The organism is Azohydromonas aeria (assembly GCF_009760915.1).
GTDB classification, from domain to species: domain Bacteria; phylum Pseudomonadota; class Gammaproteobacteria; order Burkholderiales; family Burkholderiaceae_C; genus Azohydromonas; species Azohydromonas aeria.
In genome coordinates, this window is the sequence record NZ_VIDQ01000068.1 from 19,330 (window position 1) to 41,150 (window position 21,821).

Here is a 21,821-nt window from a genome sequence, read left to right on the forward strand (position 1 = left end):
CGATGATCATCGACGTTCACGGCCACTACACCACCGCTCCGGCTGCGCTGGGCGCCTGGCGCGACCTGCAGATCGCCTCGCTCAAGGACCCGGGCAGGAAGCCCGACCCGAAGAGCCTGAAGATCAGCGACGACGAGCTGCGCGAGTCGATCGAGACCAACCAGCTCAGGCTGATGAAGCAGCGTGGCTCCGACCTCACCGTCTTCAGCCCGCGCGCGAGCTTCATGGCGCACCACATCGGCGACTTCGAGACCTCCTCGACCTGGGCCGCCATCTGCAACGAGTTGTGCTACCGGGTGAGCCAGCTGTTCCCGGACAACTTCATCGGCGCGGCGATGCTGCCGCAGTCGCCGGGCGTTGACCCCGCAACGTGCATCCCCGAGCTGGAGAAGTGCGTCAAGGAATACGGCTTCGTCGGCATCAACCTGAACCCCGATCCTTCCGGCGGCCACTGGACCAGCCCGCCGCTGTCGGACCGCCACTGGTACCCGATCTACGAGAAGATGGTCGAGCTGGACATCCCGGCGATGATCCACGTCTCCACCAGCTGCAACGCCTGCTTCCACACCACCGGCGCGCACTACCTGAACGCGGACACCACCGCCTTCATGCAGTGCCTCACCAGCGACCTGTTCAAGGACTTCCCGACGCTGAAGTTCCTGATTCCGCACGGCGGCGGCGCGGTGCCCTACCACTGGGGGCGCTTTCGCGGCCTGGCACAGGAGCTCAAGAAGCCGCTGCTGGACGAGCACCTGCTCAACAACATCTTCTTCGACACCTGCGTGTACCACCAGCCCGGCATCGACCTGCTCACCAAGGTCATCCCGGTGAAGAACATCCTGTTCGCCTCCGAGATGATCGGCGCGGTGCGCGGCATCGACCCGGAGACCGGCCACTACTACGACGACACCAGGCGCTACGTCGAGGCCACGGCCAACCTCACCGACGAGGAGCGCTTCCAGGTGTTCGAGGGCAACGCGCGGCGCGTGTTCCCGCGCCTGGACGCGGCGCTCAAGGCCAAGGGCCTGTGACCGCAGCCGCCTGACCACACGCAACCCCAAGCCAAGGAACCTGCCATGTTCGAACTCGGTGTCGTCTACCGCAACATCACCCGCGCCGACCGCGAGGCCACGGACCGCCTGGCCGCGCTGGGCTCGGCCACCGTGCACGAGGCTCAAGGCCGTGTCGGCCTGCTGCAGCCCTACATGCGCCCGATCTACCCGGGCACGCAGGTCTCGGGCACGGCCGTCACGGTGCTGCTGCAGCCCGGAGACAACTGGATGATGCACGTCGCCGCGGAGCAGATCCAGCCCGGCGACGTCGTCGTGGCCGCGGTCACGGCGCCCTGCACCGACGGCTACTTCGGCGACCTGCTGGCCACGAGCTTCCAGGCCCGCGGCGCGCGCGCGCTGATCATCGACGCCGGCGTGCGCGACGTGCGCGTGCTGCAGGAGATGGGCTTCCCGGTGTGGAGCAAGGCCGTCTCGTCCAAGGGCACGATCAAGGCGACGCTGGGTTCCGTGAACATCCCGGTGGTGTGCGCGGGCATGCTGGTCAACCCGGGCGACGCCATCGTCGCCGACGACGACGGCATCTGCTGCGTGCCCAGGGCCAGGGTGGTTGAAGTGGCTGAAGCCGCCGCCAAGCGCGAGAGCTTCGAAGGCGAGAAGCGCGCCAAGCTGGCCTCGGGCATCCTGGGCCTGGACATGTACAACATGCGCGGCCCGCTGGAAAAGGCCGGGCTGAAGTACATCGACTGACCGGCACGCGCACGCCATGTCTCTTGCACCCGACCCTAGGCAGTGGAGCGTCGGCCTCGTCGGCTACGGCGAGGTCGGCCGTATCCTGGCCGAGGACCTGCGCGCGCAGGGCGTCGCCGTCTCGGCCTACGACCTGAAGCTCGATGCGCCGGCAACGGCCGAGGCGCCGGCGGCGCATGCCCGCGCCCATGGCGTGACTCTGGCCGCCTCGCATGCCGAGCTGGCCGCGCGCGCCGACTTCATCGTCAGCGCCGTGACCGCCAGCCAGGCCGTGCCGGTGGCGCGGGCCTGCGCGCCGGGCATCAGGCCCGGCGCCTTCTTCCTGGACTTCAACTCCGCCTCGCCCGGCGCCAAGCAGCGCGCCGCGGCGCTGATCGACGCGGCGGGTGGCCGCTACGTCGAGGGCGCGGTGATGACCTCCATCCCGCCCTACCGCATCCGCGTGCCGCTGCTGCTGGGCGGCGCCAGCGCCCGCGAGCTCGAACCGCTGCTCAAGGCCCTCGGCTTCGACGCCAGGGTGGCCAGCGACCGGCTCGGCGTGGCATCGGCCACCAAGATGTGCCGCAGCGTGATGATCAAGGGCCTGGAGGCCATGGTCATCGAGAGCTTCACTGCCGCCCGCCACTACGGCGTGGAGGACGCGGTGATCGCCTCGCTGCACGAGACCTTTCCCGGCATCGACTGGGAGAAGCAGGCCGCCTACTTCTTCCAGCGCGTCATCGAGCATGGCCGCCGCCGCAGCGAGGAGGTGCGCGAGGTGGCCGAGACGGTGCGCGAGGCGGGGCTGGAGCCCTGGTCGGCATCCGGCACCGCCGAGCGCCAGGCCTGGGTCGCGGACCTGGCCGACCAGGGGCTGTTCGGCGCCCGTGGCACGCAGCAGTTCGCGCGCAGCCCCGACTGGCGGCTTGAAGCCGACCGCATCCTGGCCCACGTCAAACCCACGGACACCAAGGACTGAACCACCATGAGCAAACCCACCACCGGCGACTTCACCAAGACCCCCGGCTGGCTCGACTGGTACGAGGGCCCCAGCAAGCCGCGCTTCCAGGTGCCCGCGGGCAGCGTCGATGCGCACTGCCATGTGTTCGGCCCGGGAGACAAGTTCCCGTACGCGCCCGAGCGCAAGTACACGCCCTGCGACGCTTCGAAGGAGCAGCTCTTCGCGCTGCGCGACCACCTCGGTTTCGAGCGCAACGTCATCGTGCAGGCCACCTGCCACGGCGCCGACAACCGCGCGCTGGCCGATGCGCTGCTGCACAGCGAAGGCAAGGCGCGCGGCGTGGCCACCGTCAAGCGCGGCGTCAGCGACGACGAGCTGCAGGCGCTGCACGACGCCGGCGTGCGCGGCGTGCGCTTCAACTTCGTCAAGCGGCTGGTCGATTTCACGCCCAAGGACGAGCTCATGGAGATCGCCGGGCGCATCGCCAGGCTGGGCTGGCACGTGGTGATCTACTTCGAGGCGGTGGACCTGCCCGAGCTGTGGGACTTCTTCACCGCGCTGCCCACCACGGTGGTGGTGGACCACATGGGCCGCCCGGACGTGACCAAGCCGATCGACGGCCCGGAATTCGAGCTGTTCCTGAAGTTCATGCGCCAGCATCCGAACGTCTGGAGCAAGGTCAGCTGCCCGGAGCGGCTGTCGGTGAGCGGCCCGCCGGCGCTCGACGGTGAACAGAACGCCTACCGCGACGTGGTGCCGTTCGCGCGCCGCGTGGTGGAGGAGTTCCCGGACCGCGTGCTGTGGGGCACCGACTGGCCGCACCCCAACCTCAAGGGCCACATGCCCGACGACGGGCTGCTGGTGGACTTCATCCCGCACATCGCGCCCACGGCCGAGCTGCAGAGGAAGCTGCTGGTGGACAACCCGATGCGGCTGTACTGGCCCGACGAAGCCGCGAAGTAAGGAGACGACCATGGCATTGCACAAACCCTACAAGGACGTGCCCGGCACGACCATTTTCGACGCCGACCAGTCGCGCAAGGGATACTGGCTCAACCAGTTCTGCATGTCGCTGATGAAGGCCGAGAACCGCGCGCGCTTCAAGCAGGACGAGGACGCCTACCTGGCCGAATGGCCGATGAGCGAGGAGCAGCGCGCGGCCGTGCGCGCGCGCGACCTGAACTGGATGATGCGTACCGGCGGCAACATCTACTTCCTGGCCAAGCTCGGCGCCACCGACGGGCTGTCGTTCCAGCAGATGGCCGGCAGCATGACCGGCATGAGCGAGCACCAGTACCGCGACATGATGGTCGGCGGCGGCCGCAGCCCCGAGGGCAACCGCTACCAGGGCGAGAGCGGCGACGCGCAGGGCCCCGTGGCGCGCTCCGACGCCTGGCAGTCATGGGAGCTGAGCAACCAAGACGCCCTGGCGGCGCAGGTCATGGCCGACCACGCGGCCAGCCGCATGGGTGGCGCGCAGGAGGAGGCGGTCCATGCGCGCATCACCGCCTCGGTCTACACCTCGCACGTGCCCGCCATCGGCGCGGCCATCGACCTGGGCAAGACCGAGGAGGCGTACTGGAAGCCGCTGTTCGCCGGCTACGAGCCGTCGCGGCAGTGGATGCGCGAGAACCGGCCCGACGTGGTGTTCCTGGTCTACAACGACCACGCCACGAGCTTCGACCTGGGCGTGATCCCGACCTTCGCCATCGGCACCGCGGCCGAGTTCGAGCCGGCCGACGAGGGCTACGGCCCGCGCCCGGTGCCCAAGGTCATCGGCCATCCGGAGCTGGCCAGCCACATCGCGCAGTCCGTGATCCAGCAGGACTTCGACCTCACCCTCGTCAACGAGCTGAAGGTGGACCACGGCCTGACCGTGCCGATGAACCTGCTGTTCGGCTCGCCCGAGGAGTGGCCGGTCAAGGTCATCCCCTTCCACGTCAACGTGGTGCAGTACCCGGTGCCTTCGGGCGCGCGCTGCTTCGCGCTCGGCCAGGCGATCCGCCGCGCGATCGAGAGCTACGACGCGCCGCTGAAGGTGCAGATCTGGGGCACCGGCGGCATGAGCCACCAGCTGCAGGGCCCGCGCGCGGGGCTGATCAACCGCGAGTGGGACAACGCCTTCCTGGACAAGCTCATCGACGACCCCGCGGCCGCGGCCGCCATTCCGCACATCGACTACGTGCGCGAGGCCGGCAGCGAGGGCATCGAGCTGGTGATGTGGCTGATCGCCCGCGGCGCGATGAGCGACGTGGGCGGCGGCAACAAGCCCACGCTGAAACACCGCTTCTACCACGTGCCCGCATCGAACACGGCCGTGGGCCACCTCATCCTGGAGAACAACTGACATGGCTGACAACAAGACGATCAAGGTCGCGCTGGCCGGCGCCGGCGCCTTCGGCATCAAGCACCTGGACGGCATCAAGAACATCGACGGCGTCGAGGTGGTCTCGCTCGTCAGCCGCGACCTGGAGAAGACGCGCGAGGTGGCCGACAAGTACGGCATCCGGCACGTCACCACCGAGCTTGCCGACAGCCTGGCGCTGCCCGAGGTGGACGCCGTGATCCTGTGCACGCCCACGCAGATGCACGCCGCGCAGGCGATCCAGTGCCTGCAGGCTGGCAAGCACGTGCAGGTCGAGATCCCGCTGGCCGACAAGCTGTCCGACGCGCAGGAAGTGGTGCGGCTGCAGAAGGAGAAGGGCCTGGTGGCCATGTGCGGCCACACCCGGCGCTTCAACCCCAGCCACCAGTGGATCCACAAGAAGATCGAGGCTGGCGAGTTCAACATCCAGCAGATGGATGTGCAGACCTACTTCTTCCGCCGCACCAACATGAACGCGCTGGGCCAGCCGCGCAGCTGGACCGACCACCTGCTGTGGCACCACGCCGCGCACACGGTGGACCTGTTCGCCTACCAGGCCGGCAGCCCGATCGTGAAGGCCAATGCCGTGCAGGGCCCGATCCATCCGCAGCTCGGCATCGCCATGGACATGAGCATCCAGCTCAAGGCGGCCAACGGCGCGATCTGCACGCTCTCGCTGTCCTTCAACAACGACGGGCCGCTGGGCACCTTCTTCCGCTACATCGGCGACAGCGGCACCTACATCGCGCGCTACGACGACCTGGTCAACGGCAAGGAGGAGAAGATCGACGTGTCGAAGGTGGACGTGTCGATGAACGGCATCGAGCTGCAGGACCGCGAGTTCTTCGCTGCCATCCGCGAGGGCCGCGAGCCCAACTCCAGCGTGGCGCAGGTGCTGCCCTGCTACGAGGTGCTGCACCAGCTGGAGCAGCAACTGAACGCGGGTTGATCGCCATGCAGCAGCGCCGCATCGGACCCTTCAGCGTCTCGGCCATCGGGCTGGGCTGCATGAACCTGAGCCACGCCTACGGCGTGCCGCCGCCGGCCGAGGACGCCGAGCGGCTGCTGCTGCGCGCGCTCGACCTGGGCGTCACGCTCTTCGACACCGCGGCCCTCTACGGCTTCGGCGCCAACGAGACGCTGGTCGGGCGGGTGCTCAAGGCCCACCGCGAGCGCTTCACGCTGGCGAGCAAGGGCGGCATGGCCGGCGTCCGGGATGAGGACGGCGTGACGCGCCGCGTCATCGACGGCCGGCCCGAGGCGATCCGACGCAACTGCGAGGACAGCCTGCGGCGCCTGGGCGTGGAGGTGATCGACCTCTACTACCTGCACCGCCTGGACATGAACGTGCCCATCGAGGAGTCGGTGGGCGCCATGGCCGACCTGGTGCGCGCCGGCAAAGTGCGCACGCTGGGGCTGTCGGAGGTGTCGGCCGCGACGCTGCGCCGCGCGCACGCGGTGCACCCGATCGCGGCGCTGCAGACCGAGTACTCACTGTGGACGCGCAACCCGGAAATCGCGGTGCTGCAGGCCTGCCGCGAGCTTGGCGTGGCCTTCGTCGCGTTCAGCCCGTTGGGGCGCGGCTTCCTGGCCGGCGGCGTGGGCGACGTCACGGCGCTCGACGCCAAGGACATCCGCCGCGGCATGCCGCGCTTCCACCCGGACAATTACGCGCGCAACCTGGCGCTGTACGAGGGATTGAGGCGCATCGCCGAGGGGCGCGGCTGCACGCCGGCGCAGCTGTCGCTGGCCTGGCTGCTGGCGCAGGGCGAGGACGTCATCCCGATTCCCGGCACCACGCAGGTTTCTCACCTGGAAGAGGACCTGGGTGCCGCCAACGTGCAGCTCGACGCGGCCACGCGCGCCGAGGTGGAGGCGCTGATCAACCCGGGCACGGTGGTCGGCGCGCGCTACAACGAGGCCACGCAGCGCGAGATCGACACCGAGGAGTTCTGACCCCGGTCAAGGCCACGCCGCAGGCCCGGCGGCGCGCGCCGGGTGTCGAGGCATCATGCGCGGCTTTCCGCCGCGCGCGCGGTTGCAGTGCTTTCCCGCCATGCCCTACCTCCTCGTCGTCACCGGCCTTTGGGCCTTCTCGTTCAGCCTGATCGGCCAGTACCTGGCCGGCCGGGTGGACAGCGACTTCGCCGTGCTGGTGCGCGTGGCCATCGCCGCGGCCGTGTTCGTGCCGCTGACCGCGTGGCGCGGCCTGCAGCGTCTGCTCGTGGCCGGCTTCTGGCTGGCCGGCGCGCTGCAGTTCGGCGTCACGTACCTGTGCCTCTACCGCAGCTTCAACGTGCTGACGGTGCCGGAGGTGCTGCTGTTCACGGTGCTCACGCCGATCTACGTCACGCTGATCGACGACGCGCTGGAGGGCCGCTTCAACCGGCGCGCGCTGCTGGCCGCGGCGGTGGCCGTGGGCGGCGGCGCCATCATCCGGCTGCACCCCCTCGAAGGCGAATACCTGCTGGGCTTCGTCCTTCTGCAGGTCGCCAACGCCACCTTCGCCGCCGGCCAGGTGCTGTGCCGCCACCTGCTGGCGAAGTACCGGCCCGCGGTGCCGCTGCACCGCCTCTTCGGCCACTTCTTCCTGGGCGCGATGCTGCTGGCGTTGCCCTCGTGGCTGCTGTTCGGCAACCCGGCCAAGCTGCCGCACGACGCCGTGCAGTGGGGCGTGCTGGTCTGGATGGGGCTGTTCGCCACCGCGCTGGGCATGTACTGGTGGGTGCTGGGCAGCACGCGCGTGGACGCCGGCACGCTGGCCGTGATGAACGAGCTGCACGTGCCGGCCGGGCTGCTGGTGAACCTGCTGATCTGGAACCGCGACGCCGACCTGCCGCGGCTGGCCGCCGGCGGCGCGGTGATCCTGGCCTCGCTGCTGATCAACCGCTCGGGGCGGACGCCCACAGCGCGTCCATCGCATCCCTGAACCGCCGCGCCACGGCCGCGCCCTGCGCATGCCGGCCGTTGCGGATCGCCCACCCGCCCGCCACCAGCACGTCGCGCCAAGGCCGCGTGGGCCCGGCGAACAGCAGCGCGTCCAGCAGCTGCTCGGGCGGCCCGCCCAGCAGCCCGTCGGCGTCCATGTCCGCCACCAGCGCGTCCGCCCGCGCGCCGACCGCAAGACCCCAGGCCGGCTCGCCCGCCGCCGCGGCGCCACCGGCCGTCACCGCATCGACCAGCCGAGCCGCCGTGGACGGTTCACGCAGCCCCGGCGCCGCGGCCACGTTGCGCCGTTGCAGCCGCAACCGCTGGCCATACTCCAGCCAGCGCAGCTCCTCGACCGCGTCGCGCGACACCTGGCTGTCCGAGCCGACGGCCACGCCCACGCCGGCCGCGAGCCAGGCGTCCAGGGCCGGCAGCCCGTCGCCCAGGTTGGCCTCGGTGGTGGGGCAAATCACCACGCCGGCGCCGCTGGCGTCCACCGCGGCGATCTCCTTCGGTGTGGCATGCGTGGCGTGCACCAGCTGCCAGCGCGGATCGAGTAGCCCCTGGCCGTACAGCCACTCGAGCGGCCGCTCGCCGGTGGCGGCAAGGCAGTCCTTCACTTCCGCCGGCTGCTCCGCGACGTGGATGTGGATGGGACCCTCGAAATCCTCCGACAGGTCGCGCAGTTCCAGGATCGACGCGGGCGCCGCCGCCCGCAGCGAGTGGATGGCCAGCCCCGCGCCCAGCAGCGGCCGCCGCGCCGCCTCGATGCGCCGCATTGCCTCCCACACCCCACGCGCGTCGAGCCGGAAGCGCCGCTGCTCCTGGCGCAGGGCGGGCTGCTTGAAACCCGCGCGCTCGTAGAGCACGGGCAGCAGCGTCAGCCCGATGCCCGCCTCGGCCGCGGCGTCCGCCAGCGCCCAGGACAGCGCCAGCGGGTCGGCGTAGGGCCGTCCGTCCACGTCGTGCTGCAGGTAGTGGAACTCGCACGCCTGCGTGTAGCCGCCGCGCAGCAGCTCGATGAAGAGTTGCGCCGCCACCGCCTGCAGCTGCGCCGGCGTGATGCGCAGCGCCACGCCGTACATGCGCTCGCGCCAGGACCAGAAGTCGTCGTCGGCGCGCTCGCGCCGCTCGGCCAGCCCGGCGAAGGCGCGCTGGAAGGCATGGCCGTGCGCGTCCACGAAGCCGGGCAGCAGCGGCCCGGCGGCGACTTCGGCGCCGGGCGGCGCGTCCACGTTCGGCGTGATCGCGGCCCAGCGGCCGCCGCGGCTGCCGGGCTGGATCTCCAGCAGCACCCGTTCGCGCCAGCCGCCCGGCAGCCAGGCGCGCGGCGCCCACAGTCTCTCCAGCATGGCTCTCTCTCCAGGGCAGTGCGACGCCGGCACAGGGTACGCCGCGCCGGCCGGCTTTTCCCCATTGCGCTCTCAACTTCCTGCCCGCACTGGAGCCCGGGAAATCACCTCGCTAGCATTCGCACCAGTGCGCGCAGCGCGGTGTGACGCTTTACGTCACCGTGCCGTGCCGGCTTGTCTTTCCCACCGCGCAGGAGTTCGCCATGGACCACTCGCTCGATCGACACAGCCTCGCCCACCGCCATCCGGCCCAGGCCTCGCAAGCACCGCAGGTGCGCCGGATCGCCGCGAACCGTCCCCTGCACTGGCTGCGCCTGGGCGCGCGCGACACCTTGCGCACGCCGGGCCTCAGTCTCGGGATGGGGCTGCTGGTGGCCGCCGTCGGCATGCTGCTCAGCACCGTGACCTGGAAGGCCACCTACATTGCGCCGGCGCTGCTGGGCGGCTTCCTGCTGGTCGGCCCGTTCCTGGCCATCACGCTGTACGGGTTGACGCGGCAGCTGGAGGAGGGCGACTCGGTGGACGTGCGCCGCGCCTGGGCCGCCGTGCGCGGCAATGCCGGCTCCATCGCGCTGTTCGGGCTGCTGCTGGCGATGGCCTACATCGCCTGGGAGCGCTTGGCCGCGATCCTGTTCGCCTTCCATTACGACGGTGAGCCGATCGTGCTGTCGCAGCTGCTGTCAGGCTTCGTGGTCGGGCAGCACCTGGACCTGCTGCTGCTCTTTGCCGGCACCGGCGCGCTGCTGGCCGCGGCCGTGTTCGCGCTGAGCGTGGTCACGGCGCCGATGCTGGTGGACCGCCCGGTGGACGTCGTCACCGCCGTGCTCACCAGCCTGCGCTGCTGTGCTCGTAACCCGTTGCCGATGCTGGCCTGGGCCGCGTGCATCGCCGCGCTCACGCTGTTCGGCTTCCTGACGCTGATGCTGGGCCTGATCTTCGCCTTCCCGCTGCTGGCGCACGCGAGCTGGCATGCGTACCGGGAGCTGGTCGAGGACTGACCGATCAGGCCATGACCTTGTCCAGCGTGACCGGCAACTCCCGGATCCTCTTGCCCGTCGCGTTGTAGACCGCGTTGGCGATGGCCGCCGCCACGCCGGTCATCGACACCTCGCCCAGTCCCTTGGCCCTGAGCGCGTTGACCTGCTCGTCGCGCTCGGGCACCACCACGATGTCGATCGCGCCCACGTCGGCATTCACCGGTACGTGGTAGTCGGCCAGGTTGGCATTGACGATGCGCCCGTAGCGGCCGTCGGGCACCGACTCCTCCATCAGCGCCTGGCTCAGCCCCCACACGATGCCGCCCATGAGCTGGCTGTGCGCGGTCTTGGCATTCATGACCCGGCCCACGCCGTAGGCGCCGGTCAGCCGCGGCACGCGCAGCAGGCCCAGCTCGCGGTCCACCCAGACCTCGGCGAACACCGCGCCGAAGGCATGCATGGAGAACTGCTTCTCCTCCGGCCCGGGCCTGCTGTCCAGCGTCACCTCCAGCGGCTGGCCGCCGTGCCGTGCGATCAGCGCCGCGGCGCTGTCGCGCTGGCGCGCGTCGCCGCCGTCGAGCCGCAGCCAGCCGTCCTCCACACGCACGCGCTGCGGCGCCGCGCCGGCCAGCGGCGAGGCCGCGTCGTCGCAGGCCAGCTGGACGAGGCGCTGCCGCGCCGCCAGGCAGGCCGCGTGCACGGCCGAACCCACGCTCTCCACCGTCATCGAGCCCGCGGCGATCGGCGCTTCCGGCAGCTGCGTGTCGCCCAGCTCGAAGCGCACGCGCGAGACCGCGTAGCCCAGCGCGTCGGCGGCGATCTGCGCCATCACGGTGTAGGTGCCTGTGCCCAGGTCCTCGGTGCTGGACTGCACCACCGCGCTGCCGTCGGGCAGCAGCCGCACCCGTGCCGCGGCGGGACTGCGCTTGGCCGGGCGCGTGCTGCTGGCCATGCCCAGGCCGACGAGCCAGTTGCCTTGCCGCAGCGCCCCCGGCTGCGCGGAGCGCCGCGCCCAGCCGAAGCGCTCGGCACCCGCGCGGTAGCACTCGCGCAGGGACTTGCTGGAGAAGGGGACGTTGCGCTCCGGGTCGCGGTCGGCGTGGTTGCGCAGGCGCAGCTCGATCGGGTCGAGGTTCAGCGCCACGGCCAGCTCGTCGAGCGCGCACTCCAGCGCGAAGCTGCCCGTGGCCTCGCCCGGCGCGCGCTGGAAGGTCGGCGTGCCCAGGTTCAGCTTCACCAGCCGGTGCGTGGTGGTCACATTCGGGCAGGCGTAGAGCATGCGCGTGACCAGGGCGCAGGACTCGGTCCAGTCCTCCAGCATCGAGGTGTTGGAGACGCTGTGGTGCTCCACCGCCGTCAGCCGTCCGCCCTCGTCGGCGCCCAGCAGCACGCGCTGCTCGGTGCGCGGGCGCCCGCCCACCGGGCCGAACAGCTGCGGCCGCTGCAGCACCAGCCGCACCGGGCGCGCGGCCTGGCGCGCCGCCATCGCCGCCAGCGCCACGTGCGACCAGGGCGCGCCCTTGCCGCCGAAGGCGCCGCCCACGAAGGCGCAGCGCACCCGCACGCTCTCCACCGGCAGCCCGAAGGTCGCGGCCAGCGTGCGCCGCGCACCGGCCGGGTACTGGGTGGAATCGAACACCGTCAGCCGCTCGCCCTCCCAGGCCGCCAGCGTGGCATGCGGCTCCATGGGGTTGTGGTGCTGGTGGCCGGTGGCGTAGGCCAGCGCCTGGCGCCGCGGCGCGGCTGCCAGCGCCGCGGCCGGGTCGCCGCGGCGCGAGTCGGCCGGGTTTTCCTGGATCTTGCCGGGCGAGTAGGCGCCCGCGCGCGCGGCCGCGAAGTCCAGCGCCGCGCCCGCGCGCTCGTACTCGATGCGCAGCAGCTGCGCCGCGCCTTCGGCCTGCTGCGGCGTCTCGGCCACCACCACCGCCACGGGCTGGCCGTTGTAGTGCACGCGGTCGTCCTGCAACAGCGACAGCACGCGCCCCTGCGGCGGCTTCGCCGCCGCGCGCCCGCCCTGCGGCAGCCTCAAGGCATTCAGGTGCGTCAGCACCAGCACCACGCCCGGCGCGCGCTGCGCCGCGCCGGCGTCGATGCGCGCCACGCGCCCGGCCGGCACCGTGGCCTGCACCAGCACCGCGTGCGCCATGCGCGGCAGCGTCTCGTCGCCGGTGTAGCGGGCGCGGCCGCAGACTTTCAGCGGACCGTCCACCCGGTCCAGTGGCTTGCCGATGCTCTCGCTGCTCATGCCAGGCCTCCCGCCGTGCCCAGCGCGCGCAGCACGCTGCGCCGCGCCAGTTCCACCTTGAAACCGTTGTGCGCCTGCGCCCGCGCGCCCTGCAGCAGCGCCTGCGCGGCGGCCTGCATCGTGTCGGCGCTCAGCGGCTTGCCGACGAGCAGATCCTCCGCCTGCGGCACGCGCCAGGGCTTGTGGGCCACGCCGCCCAGCGCCAGCGCCGCGTCGCGCACCACGCCGTCGCGGATGTCCAGCGCGGCGGCCACCGACACCAGCGCGAAGGCATAGCTGGCGCGGTCGCGCAGCTTCAGGTAGTGCGCATGCCCAGCCAGGCCCGCGGCCTCGGCCGGCAGGTCCACCGCCGTAATCAGCTCGCCCGGCGCCAGCACCGTGTCGCGCTGCGGCGCATCGCCGGGCAGGCGATGGAAATCGGCGAAGGCGATGGCGCGCTCGCCGCGCGCGCCCTGCACGCGCACCACGGCGCGCAGCGCCGCCAGCGCCACGCACATGTCGGACGGGTGCACGGCGATGCAGGCCTCGCTCGCGCCCAGGATGGCGTGCATGCGGTTGAAGCCCTCCTTCGCGTCGCAGCCGCTGCCGGGCTGGCGCTTGTTGCAGCGCTCGAAGGCGGGGTCGTAGAAGTAGGGGCAGCGCGTGCGCTGCAGCAGGTTGCCGCCGACGGTGGCCATGTTGCGCAGCTGCGGCGAGGCCCCGGCCAGCAGCGCCTGCGACAGCAGCGGATAGCGGCTGCGCACCAGCGGGTGGTTCGCCACGTCGCTGTTGAGCGCCGCCGCGCCGATGCGCAAGCCGCCCGCGGGCAGCTCGCTGATGCCGGCCAGCGGCGGCAGCCGGCTCACGTCCACCAGCAGCCGCGGCGTGGCGATGCCGCCCTTCATCAGGTCGATCAGGTTCGTGCCGCCGCCCAGGAAGGCCGCGCCCGGCGCCTGCGCCAGCCGCAACGCCTCCTCGACGCTGCCGGCGCGCTGGTAGGCGACCGGGTTCACGTGCCGCTCCCGCGTCGCGGCGCCGCCGGCGCGGCCTTCGCCACCGACTGCACCGCCTGCACGATGTTCACGTACGCGCCGCAGCGGCACAGGTTGCCGCTCATGCGCTCGCGCACCTCGTCGTCGCTCAAGGGCCCGGCCACCGGCCGGCGCACGTCGGGCGTGGCGGCGCTGGCGTCGCCGCGGCGCGCCTCCTCCAGCAGTGCCGCGGCCGAGCAGATCTGCCCCGGCGTGCAGTAGCCGCACTGGAAGGCGTCGTGGCTGACGAAGGCCGCCTGCAGCGGATGCAGCTTCTCGGGCGTGCCCAGGCCCTCGATGGTCGTGACCTCGTCGCCCTCGTGCGCCAGCGCCAGCGTCAGGCAGGCATTGATGCGCCGGCCGTTGACCAGCACCGTGCAGGCGCCGCACTGGCCGCGGTCGCAACCCTTCTTGGTGCCGGTGAGGTCCAGGTGCTCGCGCAGCGCGTCCAGCAGCGTCACGCGCGGCTCGACCATGAGCTCGTGGCGCTCGCCGTTGACGCGCAGCGACAGCCGCGCCGGCGGCACGGCGGGGAAGGCGTCGGCAGGCGTGGCCGCGCCGGCCGGCGCGGGCGCCGCCGCGGCCGTGCCCGACGCCACCAGCGGCGTGCCGGCCAGCGCGCCGGCCGATTGCAGGAAGCGGCGCCGCGCCGGCACCGAAGGGTTGTCATCCGCGTTCGACATCGGGAACCTGCCTGGAATGAGCCCGGGAATCCCGGGAATGGGCCCAGGCGGCAACCGGTGTGCCGCGGAACGTGCGCCGGCGCGCCTTCAGCGCGCGTCTTCGCCCCTGAGCCGCGCCTCGATCGCCGAGGCCATGAGGGTCGAGGCGGCGCGGAAGGTGATGTGGTCGTCGTCGTAGTAGAGCGGCACGCCGTCGGCCATGAGCGCGCAGTCCTTGTCGCAGAACACGTCCCAGACCGGCACGTAGCGCACCCCGGGCCGCGTCGCGGCGATGCGCTTGAAGATCTCGTCGGCGCGGCGCTGGCTCTGCATGACCTTGTCGCGGCTGACCACGGTGGCCTCCGGGCGGCCGTTGAAGGAGGCCAGCGCCAGCAGGCGCGGCACGTCGAAGCCGGGCTCCTGCACGCCGCCGAGGATGACCACGCGCTTGCCCAGCGCGGTGAGCGTGTCCACCGTGCGCGCCACGGCGCGCTCGAAGACTCGCTCGTTCTCCTCGGCCGACAGCGCCGTGGTCTGGTCGTCGGCGAAGTAGTTGCGGTGCGCACCGCCGATCTCCAGCCCGTGCCCGGTCAGCGACGGGCCCCAGCGCCCGGCCAGGATCACGTCGGTGATCTCCGGCGAGGCCTGGAGCGCGGCCAGCGCGCGCTGCTTGAAGGCGGCGCAGGGCGAGAAATCGGTGCCGGTGACGCGGCGCGCCCCGACCAGGAACGGGCAGGCGCGGTACCACCACAGCGTGCCGGCCTGCGTGTCGAAGGGCGCGACGTGCTGGAACGCGCCGCGCAGCGCCGCGGCGTGCGAGTCGCCGACGATGGCATAGCTCACCGGCCGGCCCTCGGGGCCGAAGCGGCACTCCGCGCCGCGCCCGGCGCCGGCGAAGCGGCTGCAGCGGCCGCGGATCGGGTCGATGTCGCCCGCCGCCGACAGCAGCTGCGAGGCCTCCGGATTGAGCCGCTGCGGCAGCCCGCCGCTGAGCACCCCGAACACCGACAGCCCCGCCACCGCCGCCAGCGTCGGCGCCAGCACCTGCGCCACGCGCCGCCCGGGCAGGGCCGTGCGGTTGCGGAAAGGAAGCTCCACGTACTTCCAGCTCAGCACCGCCAGCACGAAGGACAGCGCCACCGCCGCCAGCGCCCGGGGCATGTCCAACGCCAGGCTCGCGGCGTGGATGCTGGCCAGCGACAGCACCGGCCAGTGCCACAGGTACAGCGAGTAGGAGATCAGCCCGACGAAGACCAGCGGCCGCAGCGACAGCAGCCGGCCGACCCAGGTGCCCGGCGCGGCATGCAGCAGCAGCGCCGTGCCCACGCAGGGCAGCAGCGCCACCCAGCCGGGAAACACCATGCCCTCGTCCAGGAACAGCACCGCGCCGACGACCAGCGCCAGCCCCAGCGAGGCGGTGGCCGTGCGCGTTGCGCCCGGGCGCAGCGCCGGCACCGCGCCGCAGGCCAGCACCGCACCCAGGCCCAGCTCCCAGGCGCGCGCGGGCAGCAGGTAGAAGGCGGCGCTGGTCTTCCAGTACGACAGGCCCACGCCCAGCGCCAGCAGCGGCACCAGGCCCAGAAGCAATATCCGGCGCAGCGGCCATTGCCGGCGCCAGCACAGCATCAGCAGCAGCGGGAAAAGCAAATAGAACTGCTCCTCCACGCCCAGCGACCAGGTGTGCAGCAGCGGCATGTGCTGCACCGCTGGCGCGAAGTATCCGCTTTGCTGCCAGAACCAGATATTCGATACCGAGAAAATCGCGGCCAGCGCCGATGCCGAGGTTTCCTGCATTTGCGGCGGCAAACTCACCAGCGGCAGCAGCAGCAGCGTGGCCAGGATCATCACGAACAGGGCCGGCACGATGCGGCGGATGCGCCGCTCGTAGAAGCCCGCCAGCGTGAAGCGCCCGGCCTGCAACTCCTTGAGGATGATGCCGGTGATGAGGAAGCCGCTGATGACGAAGAACACGTCCACGCCCACGAAGCCGCCCGGCATGCCGGGCAGCCGTGCATGGTGGAACACCACCGGCAACACGGCCAGGGCCCGCAGGCCGTCGATATCCGCTCGGTGCTCCAGTTTCATGCGCTTTCCTGCTCGATATTCCAACAACTCAAAAATCGCCTCCGCCGGAAACCGTTGGGGCGGGCGCCACACGCGCGCGGAACATCGATGCTGAAAGGCCGGCGCCTGGTTTTCAACGCCCGCTTGGGCGGAATTTCTTGTTCATTGATGTAAGCAAGGCGGCCGGATATATCGAGCGCCAAAGTCAAGAGGGTATTTGAAACATTGAGAACGACGGCGGCAGGGCGTGGCGACCTCGCCTGCAAACCGTCCGGCGCGGGCGGGAGCGCGGAATGCCCCGGGACTGTCCCGGGGCGGAATGGAACCGTGCCGGTCATGCTGCGCTCACATCCTCAACGCCTGCGGAGCCACTGCCGTGAACGACACCTCCGACGAACTGCGCGATGGCGTGGACTGCGCCGGCCGCAGCATCTGCCGCTTTCTCTATGCCAGCCGGCTGGCGCCGGGGCAGCCCGCGACGGTGGTCGGCGCGCTGCTGACGCAGGCACGCGAGCGCAACCGACAGCTCGGCCTCAGCGGCGCGCTGCTCTTCGATGGCGAGCATTTCCTGCAGCTGCTCGAAGGCCCGGCCGAGGTGGTGGACGCGCTGGCGCGGCGCATCGAGGCCGACCCGCGCCATACCGAGGTGCAGGTGCTGCTGCACGGCGCCGACGCCCAGGCACCGCTGTTCCAGCGCTGGTGGGGCGGCTGGGCCGACGCCGACGCGGTGCAGGCCTTCCTGGCCCTGGACCGCGGCGACCCGGCGCGGCTGCTCGATGCGTTCAGGGCGCTGGTGCGCGACGAAGGCGACATGCATTGAGCAGGCTTGCCGGGCCCGGGCCCGGGCTCGGACCCGGACTCAGGGACAGCTCAGCACCCCGCCCGGCGCGCTGCAGAAGCCGCGCGGCCCCAGCAGGTTCGGCCCGGCGCGCTGCAGCCGCGTGCCGTCGCTGGCCCAGCAGCCCAGGGCGTCGCAGGAGGTGATGGACGCCGGCGGCGCCGGCCGGGGCAGCGCCGGCGGCAGCGGCGTCGCGGGCATCGGCAGCACGCTGGGCGGCGCCGGCAGCGGCGCGGGCATCGCCACCGGCGGCACGGTCAGCGGCGGCGTGACGAAGCGGCCGGGCGCCGGCGGCGGCGCGTCGGCGCGGCCCTGCAGGCAGGCGCGGGCGGCACGCTGGCGCGCTGGCGCCAGGCGCTGCGCCAGGGTGTCGCGCGCCACCGGCCCCGCGCCGCGTTCGGCCTCGGCCACGGCGGCCTGCTCCTGCAGGCGCAGCGCGGCGAGCGCCTGGCGGCACTCGGCGGACTCCAGCGCGTCCCGAGGCTGGGACTGGGCCGCCACGGCGGCAGCCGCAAGCAGGGCGTACAGGAGCGGCAGGCGAGGGCGCATGGGGCAGGGTTGCGGGGCAGGCCGTTCCGGGCGATGGCGGCCCGTCACTTGCCGGACGGGCAGATGTCATTCCCGCGATCACCGATCCGTACCGCCATGAGCTGCTGCTCCGCCTTCCTGCCGCCCTTCGTGCTGGCCCTCGGCGCCCTTGCCCTGTCCCCGTTGCCGGCCGCGGCCGCTCCCAAGGCGGCCCAGGCGCCGCAGCCGGCGGACCCCGATACCTTGCTCGCCCGCCACAACGACCCCGCCGCCGATCCGCCCTCGCTTGCGCCCGGCGCGCGCGGCCCGGCCGTGGTGCGCGCGCAGGTGATGCTCGATCGCGCCTGGTTCCCGGTGGGCGAGATCGACGGCGTCTACGGCGCCAACATGCGCCGCGCCGTGACCGCGTTCCAGCTCGCGCGCGGCCTGCAGCCGGCCGACGGGCAGCTCAACCCCGCCACCTGGAGCGCGCTGCGCGAGGGCGCCGCGCCGGTGCTGGGGGTGCACACGCTCGGCGAGCAGGACGTGGCCGGGCCCTTCACGCCCATTCCCGAGGACATGATGGAGCGCAGCAAGCTGCAGCGGCTGGGCTACCGGTCGGCGCTGGAGGCGCTGGCCGAGAAGTTCCACATGAGCCCGAAGCTGCTCCAGCAGCTCAATCCGCGGGCGAGATTCGTGGCCGGCGAGCGGCTGGTGGTGGCCGACGTGGGCACGGGCAGCCAGAAGCCGGCGCCGCCCGCGGCGCTGCGCATCGACAAGTCCGACAGCGTGCTCTACGCGCTGCGCGAGGACGGCGCGGTGGCGGCGGCCTTCCCGATCAGCCTGGGCGGCAAGCTCGACCCGCTGGAGAACGGCAAGTTCAAGATCGCCAACGAGGTGGACAACCCCACCTTCTGGTACGACCCGGCGCGCATCCGCGAGTCGAAGGAGCACCACGTCAAGGCCGAGGTGCCGGCCGGGCCCAACAACCCGGTGGGCGTGGTCTGGATGGGCCTGAGCAAGCCGCACTGGGGCATCCACGGCACGCCGGAGCCTTCGAAGCTGGGTCGCCACACCACCAACGGCTGCGTGCACCTGACCAACTGGGACGTGCAGCGCCTGGCCTCGCTGGTCCAGCCGGGCATCACGGTGGAAGTGCAGGAGTAGCCGCCATGGCGCCGGTTCCCGTACCGGGCTGGCGGCGCGCGCTGCGGCCGGCCGTGCCGGGCCTCGCACTCGGGGCCGGGTGGGGCCTGGCGGTGCTGCTGCTGCCCGCCGGGCAGCCGGCGACCGCCTGGGCCGCCGAGGGCGCGGCGTCCGCGCCGGCCAGCATCGCGCCGGCCACGGCCGAGGAGCTGGCCGAACTCGCGGCGCGGCGGCTGCTGGTGCCGGTCGAGGGCGTGGCGCCGGCGGCGCTGCGCGACACCTTCAAGGAAGCCCGCGACGCCGGCGCGCGTCCGCACGATGCCATCGACATCCCGGCGCCGCACGGCACGCCGGTGCTGGCGGTGGAGGACGGCCAGCTGGTGAAGCTGTTCACCAGCGTCCCGGGCGGGCTGACGGTCTACCAGTTCGACCCGAGCGGGCGCTGGGCCTACTACTACGCGCACCTGGACCGCTATGCCGAAGGCATCCGGGAAGGCATGGCGCTCCAGCGCGGCCAGGTCATCGGCTTCGTTGGCAGCACCGGCAACGCCAGCCCCGATGCGCCGCACCTGCACTTCGCCATCTTCAGGCTGCGGCCCGAGCAGCAGTGGTGGCGGGGGGAGGCGGTGAATCCGTATCCGGTGCTGACGCCGGGGCCCGGGCGGCCCTGAACGCGGGTCCGGCCGCGTCGGGAGTCGCGGCCTGCAGCACCCGGGGCACCAGCGCCTCCACCTCGCGCCGCAGCCAGACGTGCACCGGCTCCGCCTGGTGCCTCACGTGCCAGACCAGGTACATCGGCATGGCCGGGCAGTCCAGCGGCAGCGGCGCGCAGGCCAGGTCGCGCAGCTGGTGCACGCGCAGCAGCGAGGGCAGCGTCGCCAGCAGCGGGCCGCCCTGCACGAAGGCCGACACCGCCGCGAAGCTGGGCACGCTGGCGGCGATGCGCCGTGGCGCCAGCGGTTGAGCATCGAGCCAGCGGTCGAAGTCCAGCGCCCGGCGCGGCTCGTACACCACCGTGACGTGCTCGGCTGCCAGGTACTCCTGCAGCGACGCGGGCGCTGCGCGCTCGCGCGGGTCGTAGAACACGGCGTACGAGTCTTCGAAGAGCCGCTTCTGCACCACGTCGGCGGCGTCCGGCGGGCGCGGCGAGATGACGAGCTGGCACTGCCCGTCGCGCAGCATCTCGGCCGTGGGCACGCCCGAGTGGATCACCCGCAGCTTCAGGTTCGGCGCCTGCGCGCGCAGCCGGCGCAGCAGCGCAGGCAGGAGCAGGTCGCGTTGCAAATCGTTGGCGGCGATCGTCACGGTCGCATCGAGCCGGGCCGCATCGAACCCGCCGGCGGTGGTGAAGCTTCGAAAATCCTCCAGCAGGACACGGGCGCGCGCGGCCGGCACCTCGGCGCGCGCCGTGGGCTGGATACCCCGCCCGCTGCGCACGAACAGCGGGTCGCCGGCGATGGCGCGCAGCTTCTCCAGCAGGTGGCTCACCGCCGACTGTGTCACGCCCAGGCGCTGTGCCGCGCGCGTGACGGAGCCCTCCTCGTACACCGCCAGCAGCAGCGCCAGCAGGTGGCCGTCGAGGTCCAGATGATCGAAACGGCTCATGAGTCCAATGAGTCAGGCCCGGCTTTTCTCAATGATCGGCCCGGACACACTGGAAACCGGTCCGGGCCCACGCACCGGACTTGACCTGCCGCAAGAGCTCACAAGCTTTTCAGGAGACATGGCCATGAGCGAACTCAAGAAGCCCATTCCCGGCACCGTCATCTTCGACGGCGCCCAGGCGATGAAGGGCTGCGCCCTCAACAAGATGTGCTTCTAGTTCAACGAGGAAGCGAACCGCCAGGCCTTCGTCGCCGACGAGGACGCCTACTGCGCGAAATACGGCCTGACCGCGCCGCAGCGCAAGGCCATCCGCAGCCGCACGCGGCCGGCGGCAACGCCTACTACCTGGCCAAGTTCGCCGGCATCCTGGGCCTGGACATGCAGGACATCGGCGCGCAGCAGACCGGCCTGACCCGCGCGCAGTTCCAGCAGAAGCTGCTCGACGCTGCCCGCTGAACGCCACCACCGACGCAGGAGACCTCCCCATGGCAAAGATCATCGGTGGCATCACCACCTCGCACGTCCCGGCCATCGGCCGCGCCATCGCTCGCGGGCTGCAGCAGGACCCGTACTGGAAGCCCTTCTTCGACGGCTACGTGCCGGTGCAGCAGTGGGTGCGTCCGCCATTCTTGTCTATGAAAAATCGCCCGTGAAACACTGCTACCCATCATGGGACCCATCAACTTGCCAAGGCGTTTGAGAGCAGGTCAGCAAGAGGCCCGGTTGTGAAGGTGTGTCCGTTCACTATGAGAGTTTCTAAGTGGCTCTAACCTTTTGAACTACGACGGCTGCAGGTGATGCCAGCAGATGAGCGCGCAGCCCAGCGTGAGGAAGGCTTGGTGGATGTCGGCCCGGCGCTCGAAGCGCGTACGCAGTCGGCGCATTTGATGCAGCCAAGCGATCGTGCGCTCCACTACCCAACGTTCCTTGCCCAACCCAGAGCCATGAGGCGTGCGGCGCCGAGCGATGAACGGTCGGATGTGCAACAGGCGCAGCCAACGCCTGTGCGGCTCGGCATCGTAGGCCCGGTCGCCCAGCAGCGCCTTGGGGCGTCTGCGCGGGCGTCCGCGCTTGCCACGCACTGGCGGCACGGACTGCACCAGCTTGCGCAGTTGCGTGGAGTCGTGGCGGTTGGCGCTCGTGACGCTCGAAGCCAGCGGCACGCCTTGCGCGTCCGTAAGGACATGGTGCTTGCTGCCTTTTTTCCTCCTGTCCACGGGGCTGGGTCCGGTATGGTCGCCAGCGTGAACGGCGCGCACCGACGACGAGTCGATGACGGCTCGCTCCCAGTTGATGCGATCGGCACCTCGCAGCCGCGCCAGCAACTCCGCGTGCAGCCTCTGCCATACGCCCACGGCTTGCCAGTCGCGCAGGCGTCGCCAGCACGTCATGCCGCACACGCCCATCTCCGCAGGCAGGTCC

20 protein-coding genes and 3 pseudogenes are annotated in these 21,821 nt (G+C 71.6%); 15 read left to right on the plus strand and 8 right to left on the minus strand.

Translation table 11 applies throughout. The annotated features are described in order from the left end of the window. Window positions 1-2 precede the first annotated feature (2 nt). From FJ694_RS27910 to FJ694_RS27945, 9 genes and pseudogenes are all read left to right on the plus strand, one after another. Entirely contained in the window at window positions 3-1,031 is a 1,029-nt protein-coding gene (locus tag FJ694_RS27910) for an amidohydrolase family protein (protein WP_157270816.1), read from the plus strand. Between the two features lie 45 nt (window positions 1,032-1,076). Then, window positions 1,077-1,760 (plus strand): 4-carboxy-4-hydroxy-2-oxoadipate aldolase/oxaloacetate decarboxylase, encoded by a 684-nt coding sequence (ligK, locus tag FJ694_RS27915; RefSeq protein ID WP_157270817.1) that lies wholly within the window; start codon window positions 1,077-1,079, stop codon window positions 1,758-1,760. A gap of 16 nt (window positions 1,761-1,776) precedes the next feature. Next, window positions 1,777-2,718, plus strand: coding sequence for an NAD(P)-dependent oxidoreductase (locus FJ694_RS27920; RefSeq protein WP_157270818.1), 942 nt, complete (start codon window positions 1,777-1,779; stop codon window positions 2,716-2,718). Window positions 2,719-2,724: 6 nt separating this feature from the next. Further along, window positions 2,725-3,663 (plus strand): amidohydrolase family protein, encoded by a 939-nt coding sequence (locus FJ694_RS27925; RefSeq protein WP_157270819.1) that lies wholly within the window; start codon window positions 2,725-2,727, stop codon window positions 3,661-3,663. A 10-nt stretch (window positions 3,664-3,673) separates the two neighbouring features. Further along, a pseudogene (ligA, locus tag FJ694_RS37380) lies at window positions 3,674-3,994 on the plus strand (protocatechuate 4,5-dioxygenase subunit alpha); the annotation flags it as partial. A gap of 171 nt (window positions 3,995-4,165) precedes the next feature. After that, window positions 4,166-5,047 (plus strand): class III extradiol dioxygenase subunit beta, encoded by an 882-nt coding sequence (locus tag FJ694_RS37385; protein WP_232540252.1) that lies wholly within the window; start codon window positions 4,166-4,168, stop codon window positions 5,045-5,047. A gap of 1 nt (window position 5,048) precedes the next feature. After that, window positions 5,049-6,014 (plus strand): Gfo/Idh/MocA family oxidoreductase, encoded by a 966-nt coding sequence (locus FJ694_RS27935; RefSeq protein WP_157270821.1) that lies wholly within the window; start codon window positions 5,049-5,051, stop codon window positions 6,012-6,014. Window positions 6,015-6,019: 5 nt separating this feature from the next. Continuing rightward, window positions 6,020-7,021 (plus strand): aldo/keto reductase, encoded by a 1,002-nt coding sequence (locus tag FJ694_RS27940; RefSeq protein WP_157270835.1) that lies wholly within the window; start codon window positions 6,020-6,022, stop codon window positions 7,019-7,021. 100 nt (window positions 7,022-7,121) lie between these two features. After that, window positions 7,122-7,994 carry a DMT family transporter gene (locus FJ694_RS27945; protein ID WP_157270822.1) on the plus strand — a complete coding sequence of 291 codons (873 nt, stop codon included), beginning with the start codon at window positions 7,122-7,124 and terminating at the stop codon, window positions 7,992-7,994. On the opposite strand, the gene FJ694_RS27950 is transcribed toward FJ694_RS27945, so the two are convergent. Beyond that, entirely contained in the window at window positions 7,948-9,345 is a 1,398-nt protein-coding gene (locus FJ694_RS27950; protein ID WP_157270823.1) for a formimidoylglutamate deiminase, read from the minus strand. The two genes, FJ694_RS27945 and FJ694_RS27950, sit on opposite strands and share 47 nt — an antisense overlap. A gap of 203 nt (window positions 9,346-9,548) precedes the next feature. Between FJ694_RS27950 and FJ694_RS27955 the strand changes: the two genes are divergently transcribed. Further along, on the plus strand, window positions 9,549-10,343 hold the full coding sequence (locus FJ694_RS27955; RefSeq protein WP_157270824.1) for a DUF2189 domain-containing protein: 795 nt from the start codon (window positions 9,549-9,551) through the stop codon (window positions 10,341-10,343). Between the two features lie 4 nt (window positions 10,344-10,347). Here the strand turns inward: FJ694_RS27955 and FJ694_RS27960 are convergent, their stop codons facing one another. The 4 genes from FJ694_RS27960 to FJ694_RS27975 all read right to left on the minus strand — a co-directional run bounded on the left by FJ694_RS27960 (window position 10,348) and on the right by FJ694_RS27975 (window position 16,324). Then, the gene (locus FJ694_RS27960) at window positions 10,348-12,567 is read right to left on the minus strand and encodes a xanthine dehydrogenase family protein molybdopterin-binding subunit (protein ID WP_157270825.1); all 2,220 of its coding nucleotides are present in this window, start codon (window positions 12,565-12,567) and stop codon (window positions 10,348-10,350) included. After that, complete coding sequence (locus FJ694_RS27965; protein WP_157270826.1) at window positions 12,564-13,559, minus strand: FAD binding domain-containing protein; 996 nt, start codon at window positions 13,557-13,559, stop codon at window positions 12,564-12,566. Before FJ694_RS27965 ends, FJ694_RS27960 begins: the two co-directional genes overlap by 4 nt. Next, window positions 13,556-14,260 (minus strand): 2Fe-2S iron-sulfur cluster-binding protein, encoded by a 705-nt coding sequence (locus FJ694_RS27970; RefSeq protein ID WP_157270827.1) that lies wholly within the window; start codon window positions 14,258-14,260, stop codon window positions 13,556-13,558. The genes FJ694_RS27965 and FJ694_RS27970 overlap by 4 nt, the downstream gene beginning before the upstream one ends. Window positions 14,261-14,347: 87 nt before the next feature. Next, entirely contained in the window at window positions 14,348-16,324 is a 1,977-nt protein-coding gene (locus FJ694_RS27975) for an acyltransferase family protein (RefSeq protein ID WP_157270828.1), read from the minus strand. 355 nt (window positions 16,325-16,679) lie between these two features. On the opposite strand from FJ694_RS27975, the gene FJ694_RS27980 reads away from it, so the two are divergent. After that, window positions 16,680-17,123: a BLUF domain-containing protein gene (locus FJ694_RS27980; protein WP_157270829.1), complete on the plus strand. Its 444-nt coding sequence runs from the start codon at window positions 16,680-16,682 to the stop codon at window positions 17,121-17,123. A 39-nt stretch (window positions 17,124-17,162) separates the two neighbouring features. On the opposite strand, the gene FJ694_RS27985 is transcribed toward FJ694_RS27980, so the two are convergent. Beyond that, the gene (locus tag FJ694_RS27985) at window positions 17,163-17,690 is read right to left on the minus strand and encodes a hypothetical protein (RefSeq protein ID WP_157270830.1); all 528 of its coding nucleotides are present in this window, start codon (window positions 17,688-17,690) and stop codon (window positions 17,163-17,165) included. Window positions 17,691-17,786: 96 nt separating this feature from the next. Between FJ694_RS27985 and FJ694_RS27990 the strand changes: the two genes are divergently transcribed. Both FJ694_RS27990 and FJ694_RS27995 read left to right on the plus strand, forming a co-directional pair. Then, window positions 17,787-18,815, plus strand: a complete 1,029-nt coding sequence (locus FJ694_RS27990) for a L,D-transpeptidase family protein (RefSeq protein ID WP_157270831.1) — start codon at window positions 17,787-17,789, stop codon at window positions 18,813-18,815. Window positions 18,816-18,820: 5 nt separating this feature from the next. Beyond that, a complete protein-coding gene (locus tag FJ694_RS27995; protein WP_157270832.1) occupies window positions 18,821-19,465 on the plus strand; it encodes a M23 family metallopeptidase in 645 nt (214 codons plus the stop codon). Here FJ694_RS27995 and FJ694_RS28000 read toward each other — a convergent pair. Beyond that, window positions 19,380-20,399 (minus strand): LysR family transcriptional regulator, encoded by a 1,020-nt coding sequence (locus FJ694_RS28000; RefSeq protein ID WP_157270833.1) that lies wholly within the window; start codon window positions 20,397-20,399, stop codon window positions 19,380-19,382. The two genes, FJ694_RS27995 and FJ694_RS28000, sit on opposite strands and share 86 nt — an antisense overlap. Window positions 20,400-20,523: 124 nt before the next feature. On the opposite strand from FJ694_RS28000, the pseudogene FJ694_RS28005 reads away from it, so the two are divergent. After that, window positions 20,524-20,855 (plus strand): annotated as a pseudogene (locus FJ694_RS28005) (protocatechuate 4,5-dioxygenase subunit alpha). Window positions 20,856-20,884: 29 nt separating this feature from the next. Beyond that, window positions 20,885-21,016 (plus strand): annotated as a pseudogene (locus FJ694_RS28010) (protocatechuate 3,4-dioxygenase); the annotation flags it as partial. A 162-nt stretch (window positions 21,017-21,178) separates the two neighbouring features. Here FJ694_RS28010 and FJ694_RS28015 read toward each other — a convergent pair. Then, on the minus strand, window positions 21,179-21,821 hold a 643-nt coding region (locus FJ694_RS28015), incomplete at its 5' end, for an IS5 family transposase (protein WP_157270834.1).

Bases quoted from the DNA above. Each gene is read 5' to 3' on its own strand.
- FJ694_RS27935 (WP_157270821.1), top strand. From the start codon at position 5,049: ATGGCTGACAACAAGACGATCAAGGTCGCGCTGGCCGGCGCCGGCGCC.
- FJ694_RS27975 (WP_157270828.1), bottom strand. From the start codon at position 16,324: ATGAAACTGGAGCACCGAGCGGATATCGACGGCCTGCGGGCCCTGGCC.
- FJ694_RS27990 (WP_157270831.1), top strand. From the start codon at position 17,787: ATGAGCTGCTGCTCCGCCTTCCTGCCGCCCTTCGTGCTGGCCCTCGGC.
- FJ694_RS27925 (WP_157270819.1), top strand. From the start codon at position 2,725: ATGAGCAAACCCACCACCGGCGACTTCACCAAGACCCCCGGCTGGCTC.
- FJ694_RS27970 (WP_157270827.1), bottom strand. From the start codon at position 14,260: ATGTCGAACGCGGATGACAACCCTTCGGTGCCGGCGCGGCGCCGCTTC.
- FJ694_RS37385 (WP_232540252.1), top strand. From the start codon at position 4,166: ATGGGTGGCGCGCAGGAGGAGGCGGTCCATGCGCGCATCACCGCCTCG.
- FJ694_RS27955 (WP_157270824.1), top strand. From the start codon at position 9,549: ATGGACCACTCGCTCGATCGACACAGCCTCGCCCACCGCCATCCGGCC.
- FJ694_RS27920 (WP_157270818.1), top strand. From the start codon at position 1,777: ATGTCTCTTGCACCCGACCCTAGGCAGTGGAGCGTCGGCCTCGTCGGC.
- FJ694_RS27945 (WP_157270822.1), top strand. From the start codon at position 7,122: ATGCCCTACCTCCTCGTCGTCACCGGCCTTTGGGCCTTCTCGTTCAGC.
- FJ694_RS27910 (WP_157270816.1), top strand. From the start codon at position 3: ATGATCATCGACGTTCACGGCCACTACACCACCGCTCCGGCTGCGCTG.
- FJ694_RS28000 (WP_157270833.1), bottom strand. From the start codon at position 20,399: ATGAGCCGTTTCGATCATCTGGACCTCGACGGCCACCTGCTGGCGCTG.
- FJ694_RS27960 (WP_157270825.1), bottom strand. From the start codon at position 12,567: ATGAGCAGCGAGAGCATCGGCAAGCCACTGGACCGGGTGGACGGTCCG.
- ligK (WP_157270817.1), top strand. From the start codon at position 1,077: ATGTTCGAACTCGGTGTCGTCTACCGCAACATCACCCGCGCCGACCGC.
- FJ694_RS27995 (WP_157270832.1), top strand. From the start codon at position 18,821: ATGGCGCCGGTTCCCGTACCGGGCTGGCGGCGCGCGCTGCGGCCGGCC.
- FJ694_RS27940 (WP_157270835.1), top strand. From the start codon at position 6,020: ATGCAGCAGCGCCGCATCGGACCCTTCAGCGTCTCGGCCATCGGGCTG.
- FJ694_RS27985 (WP_157270830.1), bottom strand. From the start codon at position 17,690: ATGCGCCCTCGCCTGCCGCTCCTGTACGCCCTGCTTGCGGCTGCCGCC.
- FJ694_RS27950 (WP_157270823.1), bottom strand. From the start codon at position 9,345: ATGCTGGAGAGACTGTGGGCGCCGCGCGCCTGGCTGCCGGGCGGCTGG.